The following is a 19,006-nucleotide window of genomic DNA, read 5'->3' as shown; positions in this document are numbered from 1 at the left end:
TGAGGTTGATATGCAATACATCAAGATCCATTCGCTGGATAACGTCGCAGTAGCGCTGGCCGATCTTGCTGAAGGCGCGGAAGTCATTATCGACAACCAGACCGTACAGCTGCGCCAGGCCGTATCGCGCGGGCACAAGTTTGCGCTGCACACCATTAAGCAGGGCGAAAACATTGTTAAATATGGTCTGCCGATTGGTCATGCGACGTCAGATATCGCGTCGGGCGAGTATATCCATTCCCACAATGCGCGAACGAACCTCAGCGATCTGGACGAGTATAGCTATCAACCTGATTTTCAGGATGAGGGCAGCCAGGCGGGCGATCGTGACGTGCAGATCTACCGCCGGGCGAATGGGGAAGTGGGGATCCGTAATGAGTTGTGGATCCTGCCGACGGTCGGCTGCGTGAATGGCATCGCCCGTCAGATCCAGAACCGCTTCCTGAAAGAGACCCATGACGCCGAAGATATCGACGGCGTTTACCTCTTCAGCCATACCTACGGCTGCTCACAGCTGGGCGACGACCACATCAATACGCGCACCATGCTGCAAAACATGGTGCGTCATCCGAATGCGGGCGCGGTGCTGGTGATTGGCCTTGGATGTGAAAACAACCAGGTTGACGCTTTCCGCCAGACGCTGGGTGAATTTGATGCTGACCGCGTCCACTTTATGGTCTGCCAACACCAGGATGACGAAGTGGAAGCGGGGCTTGAGCATCTGCATGCGCTCTATGAGGCGATGCGTCACGATAAGCGCGAGCCGGGTAAACTGAGCGAGCTGAAATTTGGGCTGGAGTGTGGCGGCTCTGACGGGCTTTCCGGTATTACCGCCAACCCGATGCTCGGCCGCTTCTCTGATTATGTGATTGGCAACGGCGGCACCACGGTGCTGACCGAAGTGCCGGAGATGTTCGGCGCTGAGCGCATTCTGATGAGCCACTGTCGTGACGAAAGTACCTTTGAGAAGACCGTGACCATGGTTAACGACTTCAAACAGTACTTTATTGCTCACAATCAGCCGATCTATGAGAACCCGTCGCCGGGCAACAAAGCGGGCGGCATCACCACGCTGGAAGAGAAGTCGCTGGGCTGTACGCAGAAAGCGGGTGCCAGCCAGGTGGTTGATGTGCTGCGCTACGGCGAGCGTCTGCAAACCCACGGCCTTAATCTGCTGAGCGCACCGGGCAACGATGCGGTGGCGACCAGCGCGTTAGCCGGTGCCGGCTGCCATATGGTGTTGTTCAGCACCGGTCGCGGGACGCCCTACGGCGGTTTTGTGCCGACGGTGAAAATCGCCACCAACAGTGAGCTGGCGGCGAAAAAGAAACACTGGATCGATTTTGATGCAGGTCAGTTGATCCACGGCAAAGCAATGCCGCAGCTTCTGGAGGAGTTTGTCGATGTGATTGTTGATATTGCTAACGGCAAGCAAACCTGCAATGAGAAAAATGATTTCCGTGAGTTAGCCATCTTCAAAAGTGGCGTAACTTTATAAATCGCACTGAGGTGCACTAAGCAAAGCGGCGCTACCCTGACAGCGCCGCTTTTTTTTGCCTCTCCGCCGGTTAGCTACGCAGCGCGTTCTTTACCAGCCGCTCATCTTCCGCCTGACACACCGCAGCGGTAAACAGCACATCGGTTGAGGAGTTGAGCGCGGTTTCGCAGGAGTCCTGCAACACGCCGATGATAAAGCCGACAGCCACCACCTGCATGGCGACATCGTTGGAGATACCGAACATGTTGCAGGCCAGCGGGATGAGCAGCAGCGAGCCGCCCGCCACACCCGATGCACCGCAAGCACAGAGCGACGCCACCACGCTCAGCAGCAGCGCCGTCGGCAGATCGACCGTAATGCCCAGCGTATGTACCGCCGCCAGCGCCAGCACGGTAATGGTGATCGCCGCGCCCGCCATATTAATGGTTGCTCCCAGCGGGATGGAGACGGAGTAGGTGTCGCGATCGAGATTGAGCTTTTCACACAGCGTCATATTGACCGGGATATTCGCCGCCGAGCTGCGGGTGAAAAAGGCCGTTACGCCGCTTTCGCGCAGGCAAGTCAAGACCAGCGGGTAGGGGTTACGGCGGATCTTCCAGTAGACCAGCAGCGGGTTAATGACCAGTGCGACAAATGCCATGCAGCCCACCAGCACCAGCAGCAGTTGCGCATAGCCTAACAGCGCGCCGAAACCCGACGTGGCAAGGGTCGAGGAGACGAGACCGAAAATGCCAATCGGCGCAAAACGAATCACGATCCGCACCATAAAGGTGACGGCGCCCGACATATCCTGCACCATCTTTTTCGTCGTCTCACTGCTGTGACGCAGGGCAAAACCCAGCCCGACGGCCCACACCAGGATACCGATATAGTTTGCTTCCATCATTGCCGTCACCGGGTTGGCAATCATGCTGGTCAGCAAGCCGCGCAGAACCTCAATAATGCCGGAGGGCGGCGTAATATCGCTGGCACCGGGCGCGAGCTGAAGCGTGGAAGGGAAGAGAAAACTGACCACCACCGCGGTAAGCGCGGCAGAGAAGGTGCCGAGAAGATAAAGAAACAGTACCGGACGAAGGTGTGTGCGCTGGCCCTGCTGGTGCCCGGCAATGGACGCCATCACCAGCATCAATACCAGCACCGGCGCAACGGCTTTTAAGGCGCTGACAAACAGCGTACCGAGTATACCGGTGGCGATAGCGGCGGGCGTTGAGATCCACGCCAGTAAAATCCCCAGAACGAGGCCAATAAGAATCTGTTTCACCAGGCTGCCATCAACGAAACGTTGTAGCAACCCCGCGGAGCGGTGTGTTGTCATGCCATTTTCCTTTCGTGTTGTGGAATCACACCCCGCTGCTCTTTTAAACAGAGCTTTGTCAGGATGTAACAATTGTTTGCTGAAAGGAGTATATGAACTCTGTGAGAACAGGGAAGAGAGAGATTTCTACTTTTACGCTCTGGCGCGTCTTTTTCATTTTTGCCGTCGGCATTTTGTGACCAGCACGACAGGGAGTGGTAAATCGCCGCTCGCCGGGGTGGCAGAGCGGCGATTTACGGCTTACGCGCGGTTTTTCTTGTCGTTCTGGTAGTTAACCCAGCTATTAATCAGCAGCGTCAGCACCAGAATGCCGCCCACCACACCAAGGGAGATGGCAATCGGGATATGGAAGAAATCGACGATCAGCATCTTGATACCGATAAACACCAGAATCACTGACAGACCATATTTGAGCATCGAGAAGCGCTCCGCCACGCCCGCCAGCAGGAAGTACATCGCGCGCAGTCCCAAAATAGCAAACAGGTTAGAGGTGAGGACGATAAAGGGATCGGTAGTAACGGCGAAGATCGCCGGGATGCTGTCGACGGCAAAGATCACATCGCTCAGCTCCACCAGAATCAGCACCAGCAGCAGCGGCGTGGCATACAGCAGACCGTTTTTGCGCACAAAAAAGTGTTCACTTTCGATGCTGTCGGTCATGCGCAGATGGCTACGCAGCCAGCGCACCACCGGTTTATCGCCAATGCCCTTCTCATCCTCTTTCGCCAACGCCATCTTCACGCCGGTAAAGAGCAGGAAAGCACCAAAAACGTAGAGCAGCCATGAGAACTGGGTAATCAGCCAGCTACCGGCGAAGATCATGATGGTACGCAGCACGATCGCCCCAAGCACGCCGTAGATCAGTACCCGGCGTTGCAACGCCGCAGGGACGGCAAAGTAGCTAAACAGCATCAGCCAGACAAATACGTTATCCACCGCCAGGGCTTTTTCAATCAGATAACCGGTTAAGAACGCCAGCGCCTGGGTATCTGCGACCGCGCGCCCTTCGGTTTGCGTCAGATACCACCAGAAGGCGGCATTAAACAGCAGCGACAGGCTAACCCACACCACTGACCACACGGCCGCCTGCTTCATGGTCATCGTATGTGCGCCGCGACGCCCCTGAAGCAGAAGGTCGATCGCCAGCATCATTACCACGGCAACGGCGAAAACGCCCCATAACATCGGTGTGCCAACACTATTCATCACCAGATCCTCACGCAAACAAAAACGGCCAACGTCAGAAGACGTTAGCCGCTTGCCTGGTGCAGGGGGATCTCGCCTTCCGGCAAGGTCTCACTTACGTCGATAACGACGCCCGGCGACCGGGTGCTTAACGCACCGTAATGACGACCCACCGGCGAAGAAGTTACTCCCCTTTGCTGGTAACAAATTATGTCAACACATTGAGCTGGTCAATGTGTCGCCAGCGCTTCTTACGAAGCTTTACGCAGGGAGCTGGGCGCTGACATCATCGGCCGGGAAGACGACACCGGTCTGGCGGCGGATCTCCGTTTGCAGTTTCGCCGTAATGCGGCTGACGGCGAGTCCCGGGTGATTCACCTCACTCTCCTCCACCAGCCGCGCGAAGGTTTCGGCTTCATACAGCATGGTGTTGATATGCTGCGGCTGGGTCAGCTCCTGCGCTTTGCCGCCGCGCGGGATAAAGGCGAGCTTCTGGCATTCGGAAATCTTTTCAATCACCAGTGAGCCCGCTTCACCCTGAATCTCACTCGCCAGCACCGAATCGCTCACTTTCGAGTGTTGCAGCGTGACGCTGAAATCGCCGTAATTCATCACCACCACGCCGTGCGCGTCGACGCCGCTTGAGAGCAGGCTCGCCGAGGCCTGCACGCTGTGCGGTTCGCCCCACAGCGCCACCGCCGAGGCGAGGCAGTAAAACCCGATATCCATAATCGACCCGTTTGAGAACGCCGGGTTGAAGGTGTTGGGGTTTTCGCCGTCGAGAAAACGCTGATAGCGCGACGAGTACTGGCAGTAGTTAATAAAGGCTTTACGCAGCTTGCCCGCTTTCGCCAGCGACTGTTTCAGCACCAGGAAGTTCGGCAGGCTGGCGGTTTTGAAAGCTTCAAACAGCACCACCTGATTTTCACGGGCGCAGGCGATGGCGGCTTCCACTTCGCGCAGGTTTGAGGCCAGCGGTTTTTCGCAGATCACATGCTTTTTATGGCTGAGAAACAGCTGCGTCTGGGAAAAGTGGAGGGAGTTGGGGCTGGCAATATAGACCGCGTCAATCGCATCGCTCTGCGCCATCTCCTCAAGTGAGGTAAAGAGATGCTCGACAGGGTAGTCGGTGGCGAAGGTTTGCGCCTGTTCAAGGCTGCGGGAATAGACGGCGGTAAGTCTGTATTTGCCCGTTTCATGGGCGGCATCGACAAACTGGCGCGAGATCCAGTTTGTCCCTATGACAGCGAAACGTATCATAAAGGCGCTACTTCTCCGTTAAAGGGTTCCGCTGTCACTCTAGCACGTCAACATGACAAAACCAGTGCGCTGGCGCGCATGCTTAGCGCAAGGCGAGATGGGTCAACCACAGCCTGGTATCGAACTCAAGCTGGTGGTACTGCGGCTCCATATGACAGCAGAGCTGGTAAAAGGCTTTGTTATGCTCTTTCTCGCGCAGGTGCGCCAGTTCATGGACCACGATCATGCGCAGAAAGGCTTCCGGCGCATCGCGGAAAACGGTGGCGACGCGAATCTCCGCTTTCGCTTTCAGCTTGCCGCCCTGCACGCGGGAAATGGCGGTGTGCAGGCCAAGGGCATTATTGAGCACATGAATTTTGCTGTCATACATCACTTTATTCACCGGCGCGGCGTTACGCAGAAACTGATTTTTCATCTCTTGCGTGTAGTGATAGAGCGCTTTATCGGTGGTGACGCCGTGGCTGTCGGGGTAGCGTTTTGCCAGCACCTCGCCCAGACGGTTCTGCTCAATCAGCGTATGTACCTGCGCCAGCAGGGATTCAGGATAGCCCTGAAGATAGGTTAGGGTCTTCATGGTGAAATGTGTTTACATCCTTACGTAATTGAGCGATAAAACGCGCGAATTTTAGCATTGCGGAGGGTCGATGAGCCAGGTTGAGTTAAACGGACAGTCATTCACTTTAGACAGATTCCCTGTCGGCGTGGAAGAGGCGTCGCTACAGGCGTGGGATGCAGCGGATGAGTATCTTCTGCAACAGGTGGATGCGGTCGATGGCCCGGTTCTGATCTTCAACGACAGCTTCGGCGCGCTGGCCTGTGCGCTGGCGGCCCATCATCCGGTGTCGATTAATGACTCCTTTATTGCCGAGCTGGCAACGCAGCACAACCTGCGCATTAACGATCTGGATGAAGAGGCGGTCACTTTTCAGGATTGCCTCAGCCCGCTGCCGGCCAATCCGGCTTTAGTGCTGATCAAAATACCGAAACAGCTGGCGCTGCTTGAACAGCAGCTGCGCGCTCTGCGCGAGGTGGTTACGCCGCAGACGCGGATTATCGCCGGTGCGAAAACCCGTGATATTCACAATTCGACGATGGCGCTGTTTGAAAAGATCCTCGGCCCGACCACCACGACGCTGGCATGGCGCAAAGCGCGCCTGATCAACTGCACCTTTAACGCTCCGGCGCCTGTTGAAACCTCGCTGCTGGCAAGCTGGAAGCTGGATGGTACGCCATGGACCATTCACAACCACGCGAATGTTTTTTCCCGCAGCGGGCTGGATATCGGCGCACGCTTTTTCCTGCAACATCTGCCGGAAAATGTCGAGGGCGAGATGGTCGATCTCGGCTGCGGCAATGGCGTGATTGGCCTGCAACTGCTGGCCAGCAACCCGCAGGCGCAGGTGCTGTTTGTTGATGAGTCAGCCATGGCGGTCGCCTCTTCGCGTCTGAACGTGGAGAGCAACCTGCCGGAGGATATGGAGCGCTGTGAGTTTATGATTAACAACGCGCTCTCCGGCATTGAGCCGGATCGCTTTGCGGCGGTGCTCTGTAATCCGCCATTTCATCAGCAGAGTGCCATCACCGATCACATTGCCTGGCAGATGTTTAACGATGCGCGCCGCTGCCTGAAGTATGGCGGTGAATTACGTATTGTCGGCAATCGCCATCTCGACTATTTCCGCAAGCTCAAACGCGTGTTTGGCAACTGCGAAACCGTGGCGACCAACAATAAATTCGTGATCCTCAAATCGGTTAAAGTGCGCAAAAAGCGCTAACCGCAGCGCCATCAGGCGCCTTGCCGGATGGCGGCTTACGCCTTATCCGGCCTACAACGTCTCAGAATCTGTAGGCCTGATAAGCGCAGCGCCATCAGGCGCTCTGCCGGATGGCGGCTCACGCCTTATCCGGCCTACAACATCTCAAACCCCACAGGCCTGATAAGCGCAGCGCCATCAGGCGCTCTGCCGGATGGCGGCTTACGCCTTATCCGGCCAACAACGTCTCAAACTCCGTAGGCCTGATAAGCGCAGCGCCATCAGGCCTTTGCCGGATGGCGGCTCACGCCTTATCCGGCCTACAACGTCTCAAACCCCGTAGGCCTGATAAGCGCAGCGCCATCAGGCATTTTTTTAAATGGTTAACGCCAGTTGCGTGCCCTGGGCTATCGCCCGGCGGGCATCCAGCTCCATCGCCACATCGCAGCCGCCAATCAAATGCACCGGTTTACCGGCTTCGCGCAGCGGTTCGGCCAGCTCGCGTCGCGACTCCTGGCCTGCACAAATCACCACATTATCCACCGCCAGCACCTGCGGCTCGCCGCCGACCAGAATATGTAAACCCTCATCGTCGATCTTCTGGTAACTCACCGCCGGGATCATCTTCACCCCGCGCGACAGCAGCGTGGCGCGGTGGATCCAGCCGGTGGTTTTTCCCAGCCCGTCGCCCGGCTTGCTGGCTTTGCGTTGCAGCATCACAATCTGCCGCGGGCTTTTCGGCAATTGCGGCCCTTCCGGACGCAGGCCGCCGACCTCATTCAGGCTGGTATCAATTCCCCACTCAACACAGAATTCAGCGATATTCTGGCTGGTCGACTCCCCCGGCTGGCTTAAATAGACCGCGGTATCAAAGCCGATCCCGCCGCAGCCGACGATCGCCACGCGTTCACCGACCGGCGCTTTATCGCGCAGCACGTCGAGATAGTTCAGCACCTTCGGGTGATCGATGCCGTCGATAAGCGGCATGCGCGGCTCAATGCCGCAGGCGAGGATCACCTCATCAAACAGCGTCAGCATACCGGAATCGACACGCTGATTAAGGCAGAGTGCGACGCCGGTTTTGTCGATCATCCGCCGGTAGTAACGCAGGGTTTCATAAAACTCCTCTTTACCAGGGATCTGCTTGGCGACGTTAAACTGTCCACCGATCTCAGCCTGCGCATCAAACAGCGTTACGCTGTGCCCGCGCGCGGCGGCATTCACCGCAAAAGCCAGCCCGGCAGGGCCTGCGCCAACCACCGCGAGGTTTTTCTTCTGCTCTGCCGGGAAGATCGGCATCAGCGTTTCATGGCAGGCGCGCGGGTTGACCAGGCAGGAGGTGACTTTGCCGTAAAAGATCTGATCCAGACACGCCTGGTTGCAGCCAATGCAGGTGTTGATCTCCTCTTCCCGGCCGCTCTGCGCTTTGCTTAACAGCTCCGCGTCGGCGAGGAAAGGGCGCGCCATCGACACCATATCCGCATCGTCACGCGCAAGGATCGCCTCAGCCACCTGCGGATCGTTAATGCGGTTGGTGGTGATCAGCGGGACGTTGACTTTGCCTTTCAGCTTGCGCGTCACCCAGCTAAACGCCCCGCGCGGCACCGGTGTGGCAATGGTTGGGATCCGCGCTTCATGCCAGCCGATCCCGGTATTGATAAGCGTGACGCCTGCCGCTTCAACAGCCTGCGCCAGCGCGATGGTCTCATCCAGCGTGCCGCCGCCCTCCACCAGATCGAGCATCGACAGGCGATAAATCAGGATGAAGTTCTCCCCGACGCGCTCACGGATCGCCCGCACCACCTCGAGGGGAAAACGCATCCGGCGAGCATAATCACCGCCCCACTCATCTTCCCGCTGGTTGGTGCGTGCGGCGAGAAACTGGTTAATCAGATAACCTTCCGAGCCCATCACCTCGACACCGTCGTAACCAGCCTGTTGTGCCAGATACGCGCAGCGGGCGAAATCCTCAATCAGGCTAAGAATTTCATCATGGCTCAGTTCGTGAGGTTTGAAGCGATTGATCGGTGCCTGAATGGCGGAAGGGGCGACCAGGTTAGGTTGAAAACTGTAGCGACCGGTATGCAGGATTTGCAGCGCAATTTTGCCTCCCTCCCGATGCACCGCATCGGTAATGTGCCGATGGTGCGGCAGCTGGCTGATATCGTTCAGCACCGCGGCACCCTCCATTGTCACGCCGGAAAGGGCGGGGGAGATGCCGCCCGTGACAATCAGTGCCACGCCATGGCGGGCGCGCTCGGCATAGAAGGCCGCCAGCCGCTCGGCGCCGTCCGGGCGCTCCTCCAGACCGGTGTGCATCGACCCCATCAGCACACGGTTTTTAAGCTGGGTAAAACCCAGATCCAGCGGGGCGAACAGTGACGGGTAGTGGCTCATGCTCTCTTCCAATGTAAAATTATTGTTATGTGGTCGGATGAGTTCTACTGTAGCCGCCGCGACAACAGAAGGGAAAAGCGGGAGCGAATGATTGTGATGGAATTCAAAAAAGTGCGGGCAGAGGAAATGCCGGATGGCAGCTACGCCTTATCCGGCCTACGGTGAGTGCGGTTTGTAGGCCCGATAAGCGAAGCGCCATCGGGCAGAATGCCGGATGGCGGCTGGCGCCTTATCCGGCCTACGGTGAGTGCGGTTTTTAGGCCCGATAAGCGAAGCGCCATCGGGCAAGAATGCCGGATGGCGGCTGGCGCCTTATCCGGCCTGCGGTGAGTGCGGTTTTTAGGCCCGATAAGCGAAGCGCCATCGGGCAAGAATGCCGGATGGCGGCTACGCCTTATCCGGCCTACGGTGAGTGCAGTTGTAGGCCCGATAAGCGAAGCGCCATCGGGCAGAGTGCTATACCGGCTCTACTGAAACGCGCAGCGCGGACAACGCTTCGCCTGCGGCGCGCAGCACCTGTTCGCACTGCTCAATGGTGAGCGTGAGCGGCGGCTCAATACGAATGGTTTTCGCATTGTTGAGCGTACCGGCCACCAGCACGTGCTGGCGGAACATCTGGCTGGCAAAATTGTACCCCGTCCCGTTATTCACAAACTCCAGCGCCATTAGCATCCCTCGCCCACGCACATCCTGTACCAGATCGGGATACTCACGCGCCAGCGCACGGAAGCCATCCAGCAGCATGTCGCCTTTCTGCTCCGCCTGCGCCGGCAGGTTCTCTTCCAGCAGCACATTAATGGTGGCCAGCGCCGCCGCACAGGCCAGCGGATTACCGCCGAAAGTCGTGGTGTGCAGGAACGGGTTATCAAACAGCACCGAGAAGACCTCTTCGGTCGCGATGGTCGCGCCAATCGGCATCACGCCGCCGCCGAGAGCTTTGGCTAGACACATAATGTCCGGCTGCACATTTTCATGCTCGCAGGCGAACATCTTGCCGGTGCGCCCCATACCGGTTTGCACTTCGTCAAAAATAAGCAGCGCGCCAAACTCATCGCACAGCTTACGCACTGCAGGCAGATAGCCCGGCGGAGGCAGGATCACGCCCCCTTCACCCTGAATCGGCTCGAGGATCACTGCCGCAACGTCATCCCCGGTTTTTTGCCCTTCGCTTAGAGCCGTGCGCATGGCATCAATATCGCCAAACGGCACATGGTGAAAGCCCGGTAGCAGCGGCATAAAGGGTTTACGGAAGGTCGACTTCGCCGTCGCCGAGAGCGAGCCAAGAGATTTACCGTGGAACGCGCCGCTGGTGGCGATAAAGGAGAATTTCCCGCGCGGAGATTGATAGGCTTTCGCCAGTTTCAGCGCCGCTTCAACGGACTCCGTGCCGCTGTTGCTAAAGAAGCTGTATTTGAGTTTGCCGGGCGCGAGCGCCGCCAGCGTTTTTGCCAGCATCGCCCGTAGCGGGTCGAGAAGCTCCTGGCTGTGCAGAGGTTGTTTGGCGAGTTGGTTCTGTACGGCGGAAACGACAACTGGATTACGGTGCCCCACATTGAAAATACCAAATCCACCCAGGCAATCTAAAAACTCCACTCCCTGGGTGTCGACAAGCGTATTCAGACTGCCTGCTTGCCACTCTACGGCTCCGTAATCCCCGCCGGCAGTTACAGATTTTCGATACTCTAAAAACCCCGGGTTAACATGCTCTTTAAAGTAATCCACCACCTCTCGGTTTAAAGCTTTCATCTCCTCATGATCAAGCGTTCGCTTCTCAATGAGATTCAGGGCGTGAGCGCTGCACGCTAAAGCGGATGCGCTGGAAGGTAACCTGTTCAAAATAAGCTCCAGGAGTCGCGTATCACGTGATACTGATTAAAGTATTGCAGGGATTACGCCACTTCGGCGGCGGGCAGAGAAATCGGGATAAACGCCAGGTGAAAGCCAAATCGTACAAGATTTAATCATGCCGTCTGGGCTAAAAATAGGTTACAGCATTGTTAAAAAGCGCGAGGCGAGGAGGTGAAAAAGCCCTTTGCGCCAAAAAAGTGCGTCGAATGCATGAAAATGGGGCATAACCCGTTAGCGCAACTAAGTGTTTTCAGGCTGTAACTATTAAAATCAATATCTTAACAAACCTATCAAAATCAGGGTTTTCTGCGGATTTGCGATCTAAATCAAATTTAACAACTAAAGATAAATTCATTATCGCCGAAATAACATTCGCAATAATTTTTTCACGGCAATATAACCTGCACAGGACGCAACCATGTCTTCTCCTCTTTATGTCAGCCAGCGCAACTTCCCGCTGGACGATGACACCACGCTGATGTCCACCACTGATACGCAGAGCTACATCACTCACGCTAACGATGCGTTTATTCATGCCAGCGGCTATCACCTCAATGAGTTAAACGGCCAGCCGCACAATGTTGTGCGCCATCCAGATATGCCGAAAGCGGCATTTGCCGATATGTGGTTCACCCTGAAACAGGGCGAGCCGTGGAGCGGTATTGTGAAAAACCGCCGTAAAAATGGCGATCACTACTGGGTGCGTGCCAATGCCATTCCGATGGTGCGTAACGGCGAAGTGACCGGCTATATGTCGATCCGCACCCGCGCGACGGAGCAGGAGATCGCGGCAGTTGAGCCGCTCTACAGCGCATTAAATGAGGGGCGCAGCAAAAAGCGCCTGCATAAAGGTCTTGTACTGGGTAAAGGCTTATTTGGGAACGTAGCCACACTTCCGCTGCGCTGGCGGGCGCGCGGCGTCATGACGCTGCTGTGGGGCGCACAGCTGGCGGCGCTGTGGTTCACTGGCGCGCATCCTGTGTCGATGCTGGTCAGTACGCTGGTAACGCTGTTGGGCGCGCTGGCGTTTGAGTGGCAGATTGTTCGCCCGGTCGAGAATGTGGCAAAGCAGGCGCTAAGTGTGGCGACGGGCGATCGTAACAGCGTCGATTTCCTCAACCGCAGCGATGAAGTGGGGCTGATCCTGCGCTCGGTCGGTCAGTTGGGGCTGATGTGCCGCTGGCTGATAAACGATGTCTCTGGTCAGGTGAGCAGCGTGCTTAACGGCAGCGAAACGCTGGCGAAGGGCAACGACGATTTGAATGAGCGTACACGCCAGACGGTGGTTAACGTGCAGCAGACTGTGGCGACGATGGGCCAGATGGCCGCGTCGGTACAGAGCAACTCGGAAACGGCGTCTGCGGCAGATAAGCTCTCCAGTTCCGCCAGCAACGCCGCCGCTCACGGCGGTAAAGCGATGGAAACGGTGGTGAAAACCATGGATGAGATTGCCGACAGCACGCAGCGTATCGGCTCCATCACCGCGCTGATTAACGATATCGCTTTCCAGACCAATATTCTTGCGCTGAACGCCGCGGTTGAGGCTGCGCGGGCAGGGGAGCAGGGCAAAGGCTTCGCGGTGGTTGCCGGGGAAGTTCGTCACCTGGCAAGCCGCAGCGCAAACGCCGCGAATGATATCCGTAAACTGATTGATGCCAGCGCCAGTAAAGTGCAATCCGGCTCCGACCAGGTTCACGCAGCAGGCCGCACGATGGACGATATTGTGGCCCAGGTTAAAGATGTCACCGCCCTGATTGCCCAGATTAGCCAGTCCACCTCTGAGCAGGCGACGGGGCTTGCGGATCTGACGCGCGCCGTGGCGGAGCTGGATGCGATTACGCAGAAAAACGCCGGGCTGGTTGAGCAGAGCGCGGAAGTGTCGTCAATGGTAAAACAGCGCGCAGGTCGGCTGCAGGACGCAGTTTCCGTATTACATTAAAAGATATTTAATTAAAAAAACCGCCGCATCTGCTGGCGGTTTTTTTATTTCTGGTAATGCGGTTTGATGTTAATAATTTATTCTTAATTGTTACTTTTTTATTAAATGATATTTTGTTAGGGCTGGATTGAATAAATTAGTTAGCTTGAAATTTAATTTCCCATTAACTCTAGTTAACTCCCATTAATATATTCATGAAATAATAAGAAAACGAAACAAATAACGATCAATGACGCTAAATTGATAGCTCATGGCTATCCAATGGTCAATTAATTTAATAAAAAAACGATCAAACTCATAAAGTTAGCATTTACGTTACCGATAACGTCTGGTGGCGACAGGGTTTCCATTCGCGCCGGGGACTTAAGCGTGCCTTCTGAATTAGGGTTCAAAGCTTTTGTCAGCAAGACATTCAAATCCACGGAGAAGATATGTTTTTACATGATGTAAAAATCGGTACGAAATTATTTCTGGCATTCGGATTCTTTATTGTATTGATGGTGGTGAGTTCCTGTTTCTCGCTTTTCAGCCTTAATCGTGCCAACAACGGTATGCAAGAAATTGTGCATGAGGATTATCCCACGACCGTAAAAGCAAACGAGCTGATTGATAATTTCCAGACGTTCGTCAGTACGCAACAATTAATGCTGCTGGATACGGACGGTAAATGGTCGGCTGATTCCCAGAAACAGCTGGCGGCGATTAGCTCGCGTATCTCTGCCTTACTGACCGATCTCTCGAAAAACTTGCGCGACGAGCAGTCGCAGCAAATCCTTGCTGAGATCCGCACCGTGCGCCAACAGTACCTCGACTCCCGTTTTCGCATCCTCGATGCGGTAAAGCGCAACGATCGCCCGGCTGCCATTCAGGAGATGATGACCAATACCATCAACGTCCAGAACGCCTATAAAGCGAAAGTGCAGGAACTGATTGCCATCCAGGATCAGCAGATGCGTGACGCGGGTGAACAGGTGCAGAATGACTTCGGCTCCAACCGCCTGTTGCTGATTGCGCTGGCGGCGATCAGTATTGCCCTCGGTAGCCTGATTGGCGTGGTGATCGCGCGAATGATCACTCGTCCGCTTCGTGAAGCAGTCACTTTTGCGGAAGCGATCGCCGATGGCGACTTAACCCGCTCCATTGACTCTCGTCATCATGATGAGACCGGAACGCTGTTGCGTGCGCTGATGGAGATGAAAAACCGCCTGGTGGAGATTGTGCATCAGGTACAGAACGGCTCTGAAAATATCTCCAGCGCGGCGGCGCAGATTGTTGCCGGCAACCAGGATCTGGCGGCGCGTACGGAAGAGCAGGCAAGTTCCGTTGAGCAGACGGCGGCATCCATGGAGCAGATCACGGCAACCGTGAAGAACACAGCCGATCACACCTCTGAAGCCACCACGCTGTCGGCGGATGCCGCGACGGTGGTGAAGAGCAACGGCGAGATGATGATGCAGGTCACCGAGAAGATGCGGGTTATCAACGACACCTCTAACCGCATGTCCGACATCATCAACCTGATTGATGCGATTGCCTTCCAGACCAACATTCTGGCGTTGAACGCCGCGGTTGAAGCGGCGCGTGCCGGTGAGCATGGCCGTGGTTTTGCCGTGGTGGCCGGTGAAGTGCGTCAACTGGCGCAGAAAAGCGCCTCGTCGGCGAATGATATTCGCCATCTGATCGAGAGCTCGGCCAGCCAGACCCGTGAAGGGATGGCGCTGGTGGAGAAAGCCAGCGCGCTGATTAACGGTATGGTGACCAACGTCGAAGAGATGGATGTGATCCTGCGTGAAATCGGCCAGGCGAGCCGCGAGCAGACCGACGGCATTTCGCAGATTAACAGCGCTATCGGCCTGATTGACTCCACCACCCAGCAGAACTCAAGCCTGGTGGAAGAGTCTGTTGCGGCAGCCGCGGCACTGAACGACCAGGCGCTGCATCTGCGCGAACTGGTGAAGGTCTTCCGCCTGCGTGAAGCGCCAATGCCGGCTTAATCCAGCTGGGATATCTCCAGCGCCGCGCGGTCGATAATGCCAATTATCTGTTTAAGCTGCGCGGCGCTAAGCGCCTGCTGATTCACGCGCAAATCGAGCACGGCTTTAAAGTTCGCCAGCGCCCGCTTCATCTGTGGATCTCTGCGTAACTGATAGCCGACATTCCGTGCTTTAACCCGCTCCAGAATCTGCGCCAGCTGCTGCTGGCTCTCATCCAGCCACTGCTGGCCGTGGCGGGTTATCGCAATCACCCTGCGCCCATTCTCCTCATCGCTGATAGTAATCAAATGCTGATCGCGCAACAGATCGAGAGTCGGGTAGATCACGCCGGGGCTGGGCGTGTAGTTTCCCTCGGTCAGCGTTTCGATGGCTTTGATAAGCTCATAGCCGTGGCTGGCGCTGTCGCGCAGCAGATGCAGCAGCACCAGGCGTAACTCGCCGTGGCCAAAAAAGCGCTGCCGACGGCCGCCGTGGTGTTCGTTATCGTGACTGTCGTGTAAATGGCGCATCCTACTCTCCGTGTTAATTCGATATATCTAATCTATATCTAAACTCTGTCTGATAACAGGCTGGTTTAACGTCTTATTTATATCTTATTGATAATAATGATTTTAAATAGTGATTTTGTCAGCGCGTGCTCTTGGTTGTCGCTATATCTTAAAAAGATCTTGCCTTCCCCATAAACAACAATCATTATCATTTGCACAAAATTTAGATATATCTATTTCACATTCAGTAGGGCTGATTATGACCACAACTTCTTCACGTTATCCGCAGCGCGTGCGTAATGAGCTGCGTTTTCGCCAGTTAACCGTTTTGCGCGTTGAGCGGGCAAGCGAGGGCTTTCAGCGCATTGTGCTTGGCGGCGAGCAGCTCGATGGCTTTAGCTCACGCGGTTTCGATGACCACACCAAAGTTTTCTTCCCGCAGGAGGGCGCTCCTTTTGTTCCGCCAGAGGTAACCGATGAGGGCATTAACTGGGGCGATGGGCCACGTCCGCTGTCGCGCGACTATACGCCGCTCTTTGATGCCAGCCGCAATGAACTGACTCTCGATTTTTACATTCACGACGGCGGTGTGGCGAGCAACTGGGCGCTTCACGCGCAGGCCGGAGATCTGCTGACTATCGGCGGGCCACGCGGTTCGCTGGTGGTGCCGGAAGATTACGCCTGGCAACTCTACGTGTGCGACGAGTCCGGTATGCCGGCATTGCGCCGTCGGCTGGAGGCGATAAGCCAGCTTGCGCGGCGCCCGCAGGTGAAGGCGCTGGTAACCATCGATAATGCCGCTTATCAGGATTACCTCGCACACCTGGAAGGTTTTGATATTGAGTATGTGATTGGGCATCAGCCGCAGAAAGTGGCGGAAAAGCTGGCGGCGCTGACTATACCGGGTGAGGACTATTTTATCTGGCTGACCGGGGAGGGGGAGGTGGTGAAATCGCTGAAGGCGCGGTTTGAAACGGACGCTATCGATCAGCAGTGCGTTCGCGCGCAGGCTTACTGGCATAAAAAGTAATTGCGGCCCGGCAGAGCGCCGGGCGCATATCAGGCAACTTCGTCGTATTCGGCTTCGTTAACCTGCTGTTCAAGGGATTCACGGATCTCTGCCAGCGCTTTCTCCTGCTGGCGGAAATAGGTTTCCCGATCGCCGAGGGAAGAGACCAACTGCCAGGTCTCCTCTTTATCCAGCGTCATTAACTCTTCAATCAGCGTGGCGATGTGCTGCTTCACTTCCACAATGCGCTGACGCAGACGCTGGACATCGTTCAGCCTGTCGCTGGCCATTAGCGGCTCCAGCCCTTTTTGCAGGCGGCTGAGCATGGAGCGAATCGCGCTCAGATCGCCGCGTTGACGGGCCTGATTGAGCTGCACCATCATGCTATTGGCATCGTTTTTCATCTCGCTGTCGACCAGATCGGGGTGACAGAGTTTACTCGCCTGTCGCCAGAGGCGCTTCAGCTCATGGCGCTCCTCTTCTGACATCTTCTGCTCGAAGCTGAAGCGTTTTTCCGCGTCGTGCTGCTGCTCTTGATAGCTTTCGTATTCCTGACGCGCTTCGTCGCGCGCCTGGCGCGTCGGCTCCTCTTCGCGCGTCAGACCACGCTCCAGCTCCTGCGCTTCTGCCAGCAGAGAGGCGATCAGTTCGCTTTGCTGCTGGAGATGTTTACGCGCTTCAGCCGCCTGCATCGAGTGCGGCGGCATGCTCTGCCAGCGCTGCGTGAGCGTCACCAGCACATTCACCGCCTGCGAGAGGTATTTCTGGCAGCGCAGATAATCAGCTTCGCGGCGACGTGCTTCCGCTTCCTGGCGACGCACAGCGGCTTCAGCCAGCATTTTACGCAGGCGCAGGATCTGCGACATCAGCGGCCCAAGGCGAGTTAAGTAGAGATCGTTAAATTCATCCAGTTGCTGAATGCGCGCATTGCGCTTATCGATAAGCTCGCGGAGCTGCTCCTCCAGCGCTTTGAGTTCCAGCTTGCTGGCGGAAACCTGAGGATCTTGCCAACTGACGACCGAGCGCTGGCTCTGTAGCCACGCCGTAATGGCGCGCATCGCATCGCTGTAGTTCTTCTCTTCGAGCGCGTGAACAATAAACGCTAACTCCGGGTCGGTCACTTCCGTTTTCAGCAAAGGAAGCTGGCTGAGGATGATGCTGTCATCCTCCAGTTCAATGGCGTATTTGATGATTTCAAGCCGTTTTATTGGTTTGTTCATGGCGTTTCGTCAAAGCGCTTAATGAGTCTGTTAAGGGGAGTCGTTATTCATCAAATCTGGACCACGAAGGCGAAAGTCGCAATAGCCCGGCCTCATATTACATGGGCACATTTCAATGCGTTAGTCTTTCTATGAAAATTGCGCTTATGGCATTTTAATTGCGCGATAAGCGGCTAAAAATGGGAAGTCAGGCGGGTGTAGAGATGCTCCGAAGGGTGAGAGTTCCTCGCAGCGGCAGGATATCAAACAGCGGCATACAGAGGATGTACCGAACAGCGCTTTGTCGGTAATTGTTTCAAATGTTATGATTGTGAGGAAATTATGAATCCCCCGTTAGCGTTCGCGAGAGGGGCAGGAGAATCACTATCAAACTGTTAACATGCCTCTTTTTTATTTTCTCGTCTAAGGCACACGATCTGCGCGAGTTCTGGCGCATTGAGGTGATTCGCAAAGATAAATTCTCGTTTCGCCGCCTTCTCAGAGAGAAAAAGAACCGCCGCAGGAATTTTTTATTCTGGTGGCGCCTCGCCAGTGAAATGAATGAGCATGGCAACAAGCGCCAGAAGCGGGTCGCTGAATCACTCTCTAATATGATTAAAAGCAAATTCGCGGCGGATATCGATCTTGAGGCCAGAATAGGGCCCGGACTGCATATACCCCACCATACCGGCGTCGTTATCACCTACAGCGCCCGTATTGGCGCTAACTTCACTATCCGGCAAAACACCACCATTGGCGTTGTGCAGGGAATGACGGACAACGACTTTATTCGCATCGGTGATAACGTCGATATCGGCGCAAACTCATGCCTGGTGGGTTCAATCACCATTGGCGATAACGTGGTGATTGGCGCCATGTCGTTCGTGAATAAAGATATTCCATCGGACACGATTTTTATTACCCGCAAGCAATCGGTTATGACCCCGCGAGGGAATGATTTTGTCCCGATGCTGCCACGCACCAGCCATAAGAGACAAGTCAGATCTAAGTAAAAGGCGATCACAGCTTAACGAAGAAATTATCAGCCGCGGTATTCGCTCAATCTCAATACCGCCTCCTGAATGTCGCCCTGGCGGGTTAGAGTGGAAGGTTGTTGTAC

The 19,006-nt window shown here is 55.6% G+C and carries 14 protein-coding genes; 6 read left to right on the top strand and 8 right to left on the bottom strand.

Features of this window, described 5'->3' with window-relative positions:
- Positions 1-10: 10 nt before the first annotated feature.
- Positions 11-1,498 (top strand): UxaA family hydrolase, encoded by a 1,488-nt coding sequence (locus IAE50_RS04950; RefSeq protein ID WP_200579724.1) that lies wholly within the window; start codon positions 11-13, stop codon positions 1,496-1,498.
- 70 nt (positions 1,499-1,568) lie between these two features.
- Here the strand turns inward: IAE50_RS04950 and sstT are convergent, their stop codons facing one another.
- From sstT to IAE50_RS04930, 4 genes are all read right to left on the bottom strand, one after another.
- Positions 1,569-2,813 (bottom strand): serine/threonine transporter SstT, encoded by a 1,245-nt coding sequence (gene sstT, locus IAE50_RS04945; protein ID WP_200579723.1) that lies wholly within the window; start codon positions 2,811-2,813, stop codon positions 1,569-1,571.
- Between the two features lie 240 nt (positions 2,814-3,053).
- A complete protein-coding gene (locus IAE50_RS04940; RefSeq protein ID WP_094422183.1) occupies positions 3,054-4,019 on the bottom strand; it encodes a TerC family protein in 966 nt (321 codons plus the stop codon).
- A 240-nt stretch (positions 4,020-4,259) separates the two neighbouring features.
- The gene (locus IAE50_RS04935; RefSeq protein ID WP_094422181.1) at positions 4,260-5,258 is read right to left on the bottom strand and encodes a Gfo/Idh/MocA family protein; all 999 of its coding nucleotides are present in this window, start codon (positions 5,256-5,258) and stop codon (positions 4,260-4,262) included.
- A gap of 82 nt (positions 5,259-5,340) precedes the next feature.
- Complete coding sequence (locus IAE50_RS04930) at positions 5,341-5,832, bottom strand: M48 family metallopeptidase (protein ID WP_023480715.1); 492 nt, start codon at positions 5,830-5,832, stop codon at positions 5,341-5,343.
- Between the two features lie 70 nt (positions 5,833-5,902).
- On the opposite strand from IAE50_RS04930, the gene rlmG reads away from it, so the two are divergent.
- Positions 5,903-7,033, top strand: a complete 1,131-nt coding sequence (gene rlmG / locus IAE50_RS04925; RefSeq protein WP_042715479.1) for a 23S rRNA (guanine(1835)-N(2))-methyltransferase RlmG — start codon at positions 5,903-5,905, stop codon at positions 7,031-7,033.
- A 354-nt stretch (positions 7,034-7,387) separates the two neighbouring features.
- On the opposite strand, the gene IAE50_RS04920 is transcribed toward rlmG, so the two are convergent.
- Positions 7,388-9,409: an NADPH-dependent 2,4-dienoyl-CoA reductase gene (locus IAE50_RS04920; protein WP_200579722.1), complete on the bottom strand. Its 2,022-nt coding sequence runs from the start codon at positions 9,407-9,409 to the stop codon at positions 7,388-7,390.
- A 456-nt stretch (positions 9,410-9,865) separates the two neighbouring features.
- On the bottom strand, positions 9,866-11,245 hold the full coding sequence (ygjG, locus tag IAE50_RS04915) for a putrescine aminotransferase (protein ID WP_200579721.1): 1,380 nt from the start codon (positions 11,243-11,245) through the stop codon (positions 9,866-9,868).
- A gap of 430 nt (positions 11,246-11,675) precedes the next feature.
- Here ygjG and IAE50_RS04910 point away from each other — a divergent pair, with 430 nt between their 5' ends.
- Both IAE50_RS04910 and IAE50_RS04905 read left to right on the top strand, forming a co-directional pair.
- Positions 11,676-13,196 carry a PAS domain-containing methyl-accepting chemotaxis protein gene (locus tag IAE50_RS04910; protein WP_200579720.1) on the top strand — a complete coding sequence of 507 codons (1,521 nt, stop codon included), beginning with the start codon at positions 11,676-11,678 and terminating at the stop codon, positions 13,194-13,196.
- A 431-nt stretch (positions 13,197-13,627) separates the two neighbouring features.
- Positions 13,628-15,190, top strand: coding sequence for a methyl-accepting chemotaxis protein (locus IAE50_RS04905; protein ID WP_200134731.1), 1,563 nt, complete (start codon positions 13,628-13,630; stop codon positions 15,188-15,190).
- Here IAE50_RS04905 and IAE50_RS04900 read toward each other — a convergent pair.
- Positions 15,187-15,699 carry a PadR family transcriptional regulator gene (locus IAE50_RS04900; RefSeq protein ID WP_200579719.1) on the bottom strand — a complete coding sequence of 171 codons (513 nt, stop codon included), beginning with the start codon at positions 15,697-15,699 and terminating at the stop codon, positions 15,187-15,189. The genes IAE50_RS04905 and IAE50_RS04900 overlap by 4 nt on opposite strands.
- A gap of 238 nt (positions 15,700-15,937) precedes the next feature.
- On the opposite strand from IAE50_RS04900, the gene IAE50_RS04895 reads away from it, so the two are divergent.
- Positions 15,938-16,708, top strand: a complete 771-nt coding sequence (locus IAE50_RS04895; protein ID WP_200579718.1) for a siderophore-interacting protein — start codon at positions 15,938-15,940, stop codon at positions 16,706-16,708.
- Between the two features lie 29 nt (positions 16,709-16,737).
- Here IAE50_RS04895 and IAE50_RS04890 read toward each other — a convergent pair whose 3' ends face one another.
- Positions 16,738-17,907: a DNA repair protein gene (locus tag IAE50_RS04890; protein WP_042715491.1), complete on the bottom strand. Its 1,170-nt coding sequence runs from the start codon at positions 17,905-17,907 to the stop codon at positions 16,738-16,740.
- A gap of 440 nt (positions 17,908-18,347) precedes the next feature.
- Here IAE50_RS04890 and IAE50_RS04885 point away from each other — a divergent pair, with 440 nt between their 5' ends.
- Positions 18,348-18,899 carry a serine acetyltransferase gene (locus IAE50_RS04885; protein ID WP_232045162.1) on the top strand — a complete coding sequence of 184 codons (552 nt, stop codon included), beginning with the start codon at positions 18,348-18,350 and terminating at the stop codon, positions 18,897-18,899.
- The last annotated feature ends 107 nt before the right edge of the window (positions 18,900-19,006 follow it).

Source organism: Kosakonia sp. S42 (assembly GCF_016624785.1).
Taxonomy (GTDB): Bacteria; Pseudomonadota; Gammaproteobacteria; order Enterobacterales; family Enterobacteriaceae; genus Kosakonia; species Kosakonia cowanii.
The sequence above is the reverse complement of the archived record's forward strand: the minus strand, read 5'-3'. Positions and strand labels throughout refer to the sequence as shown.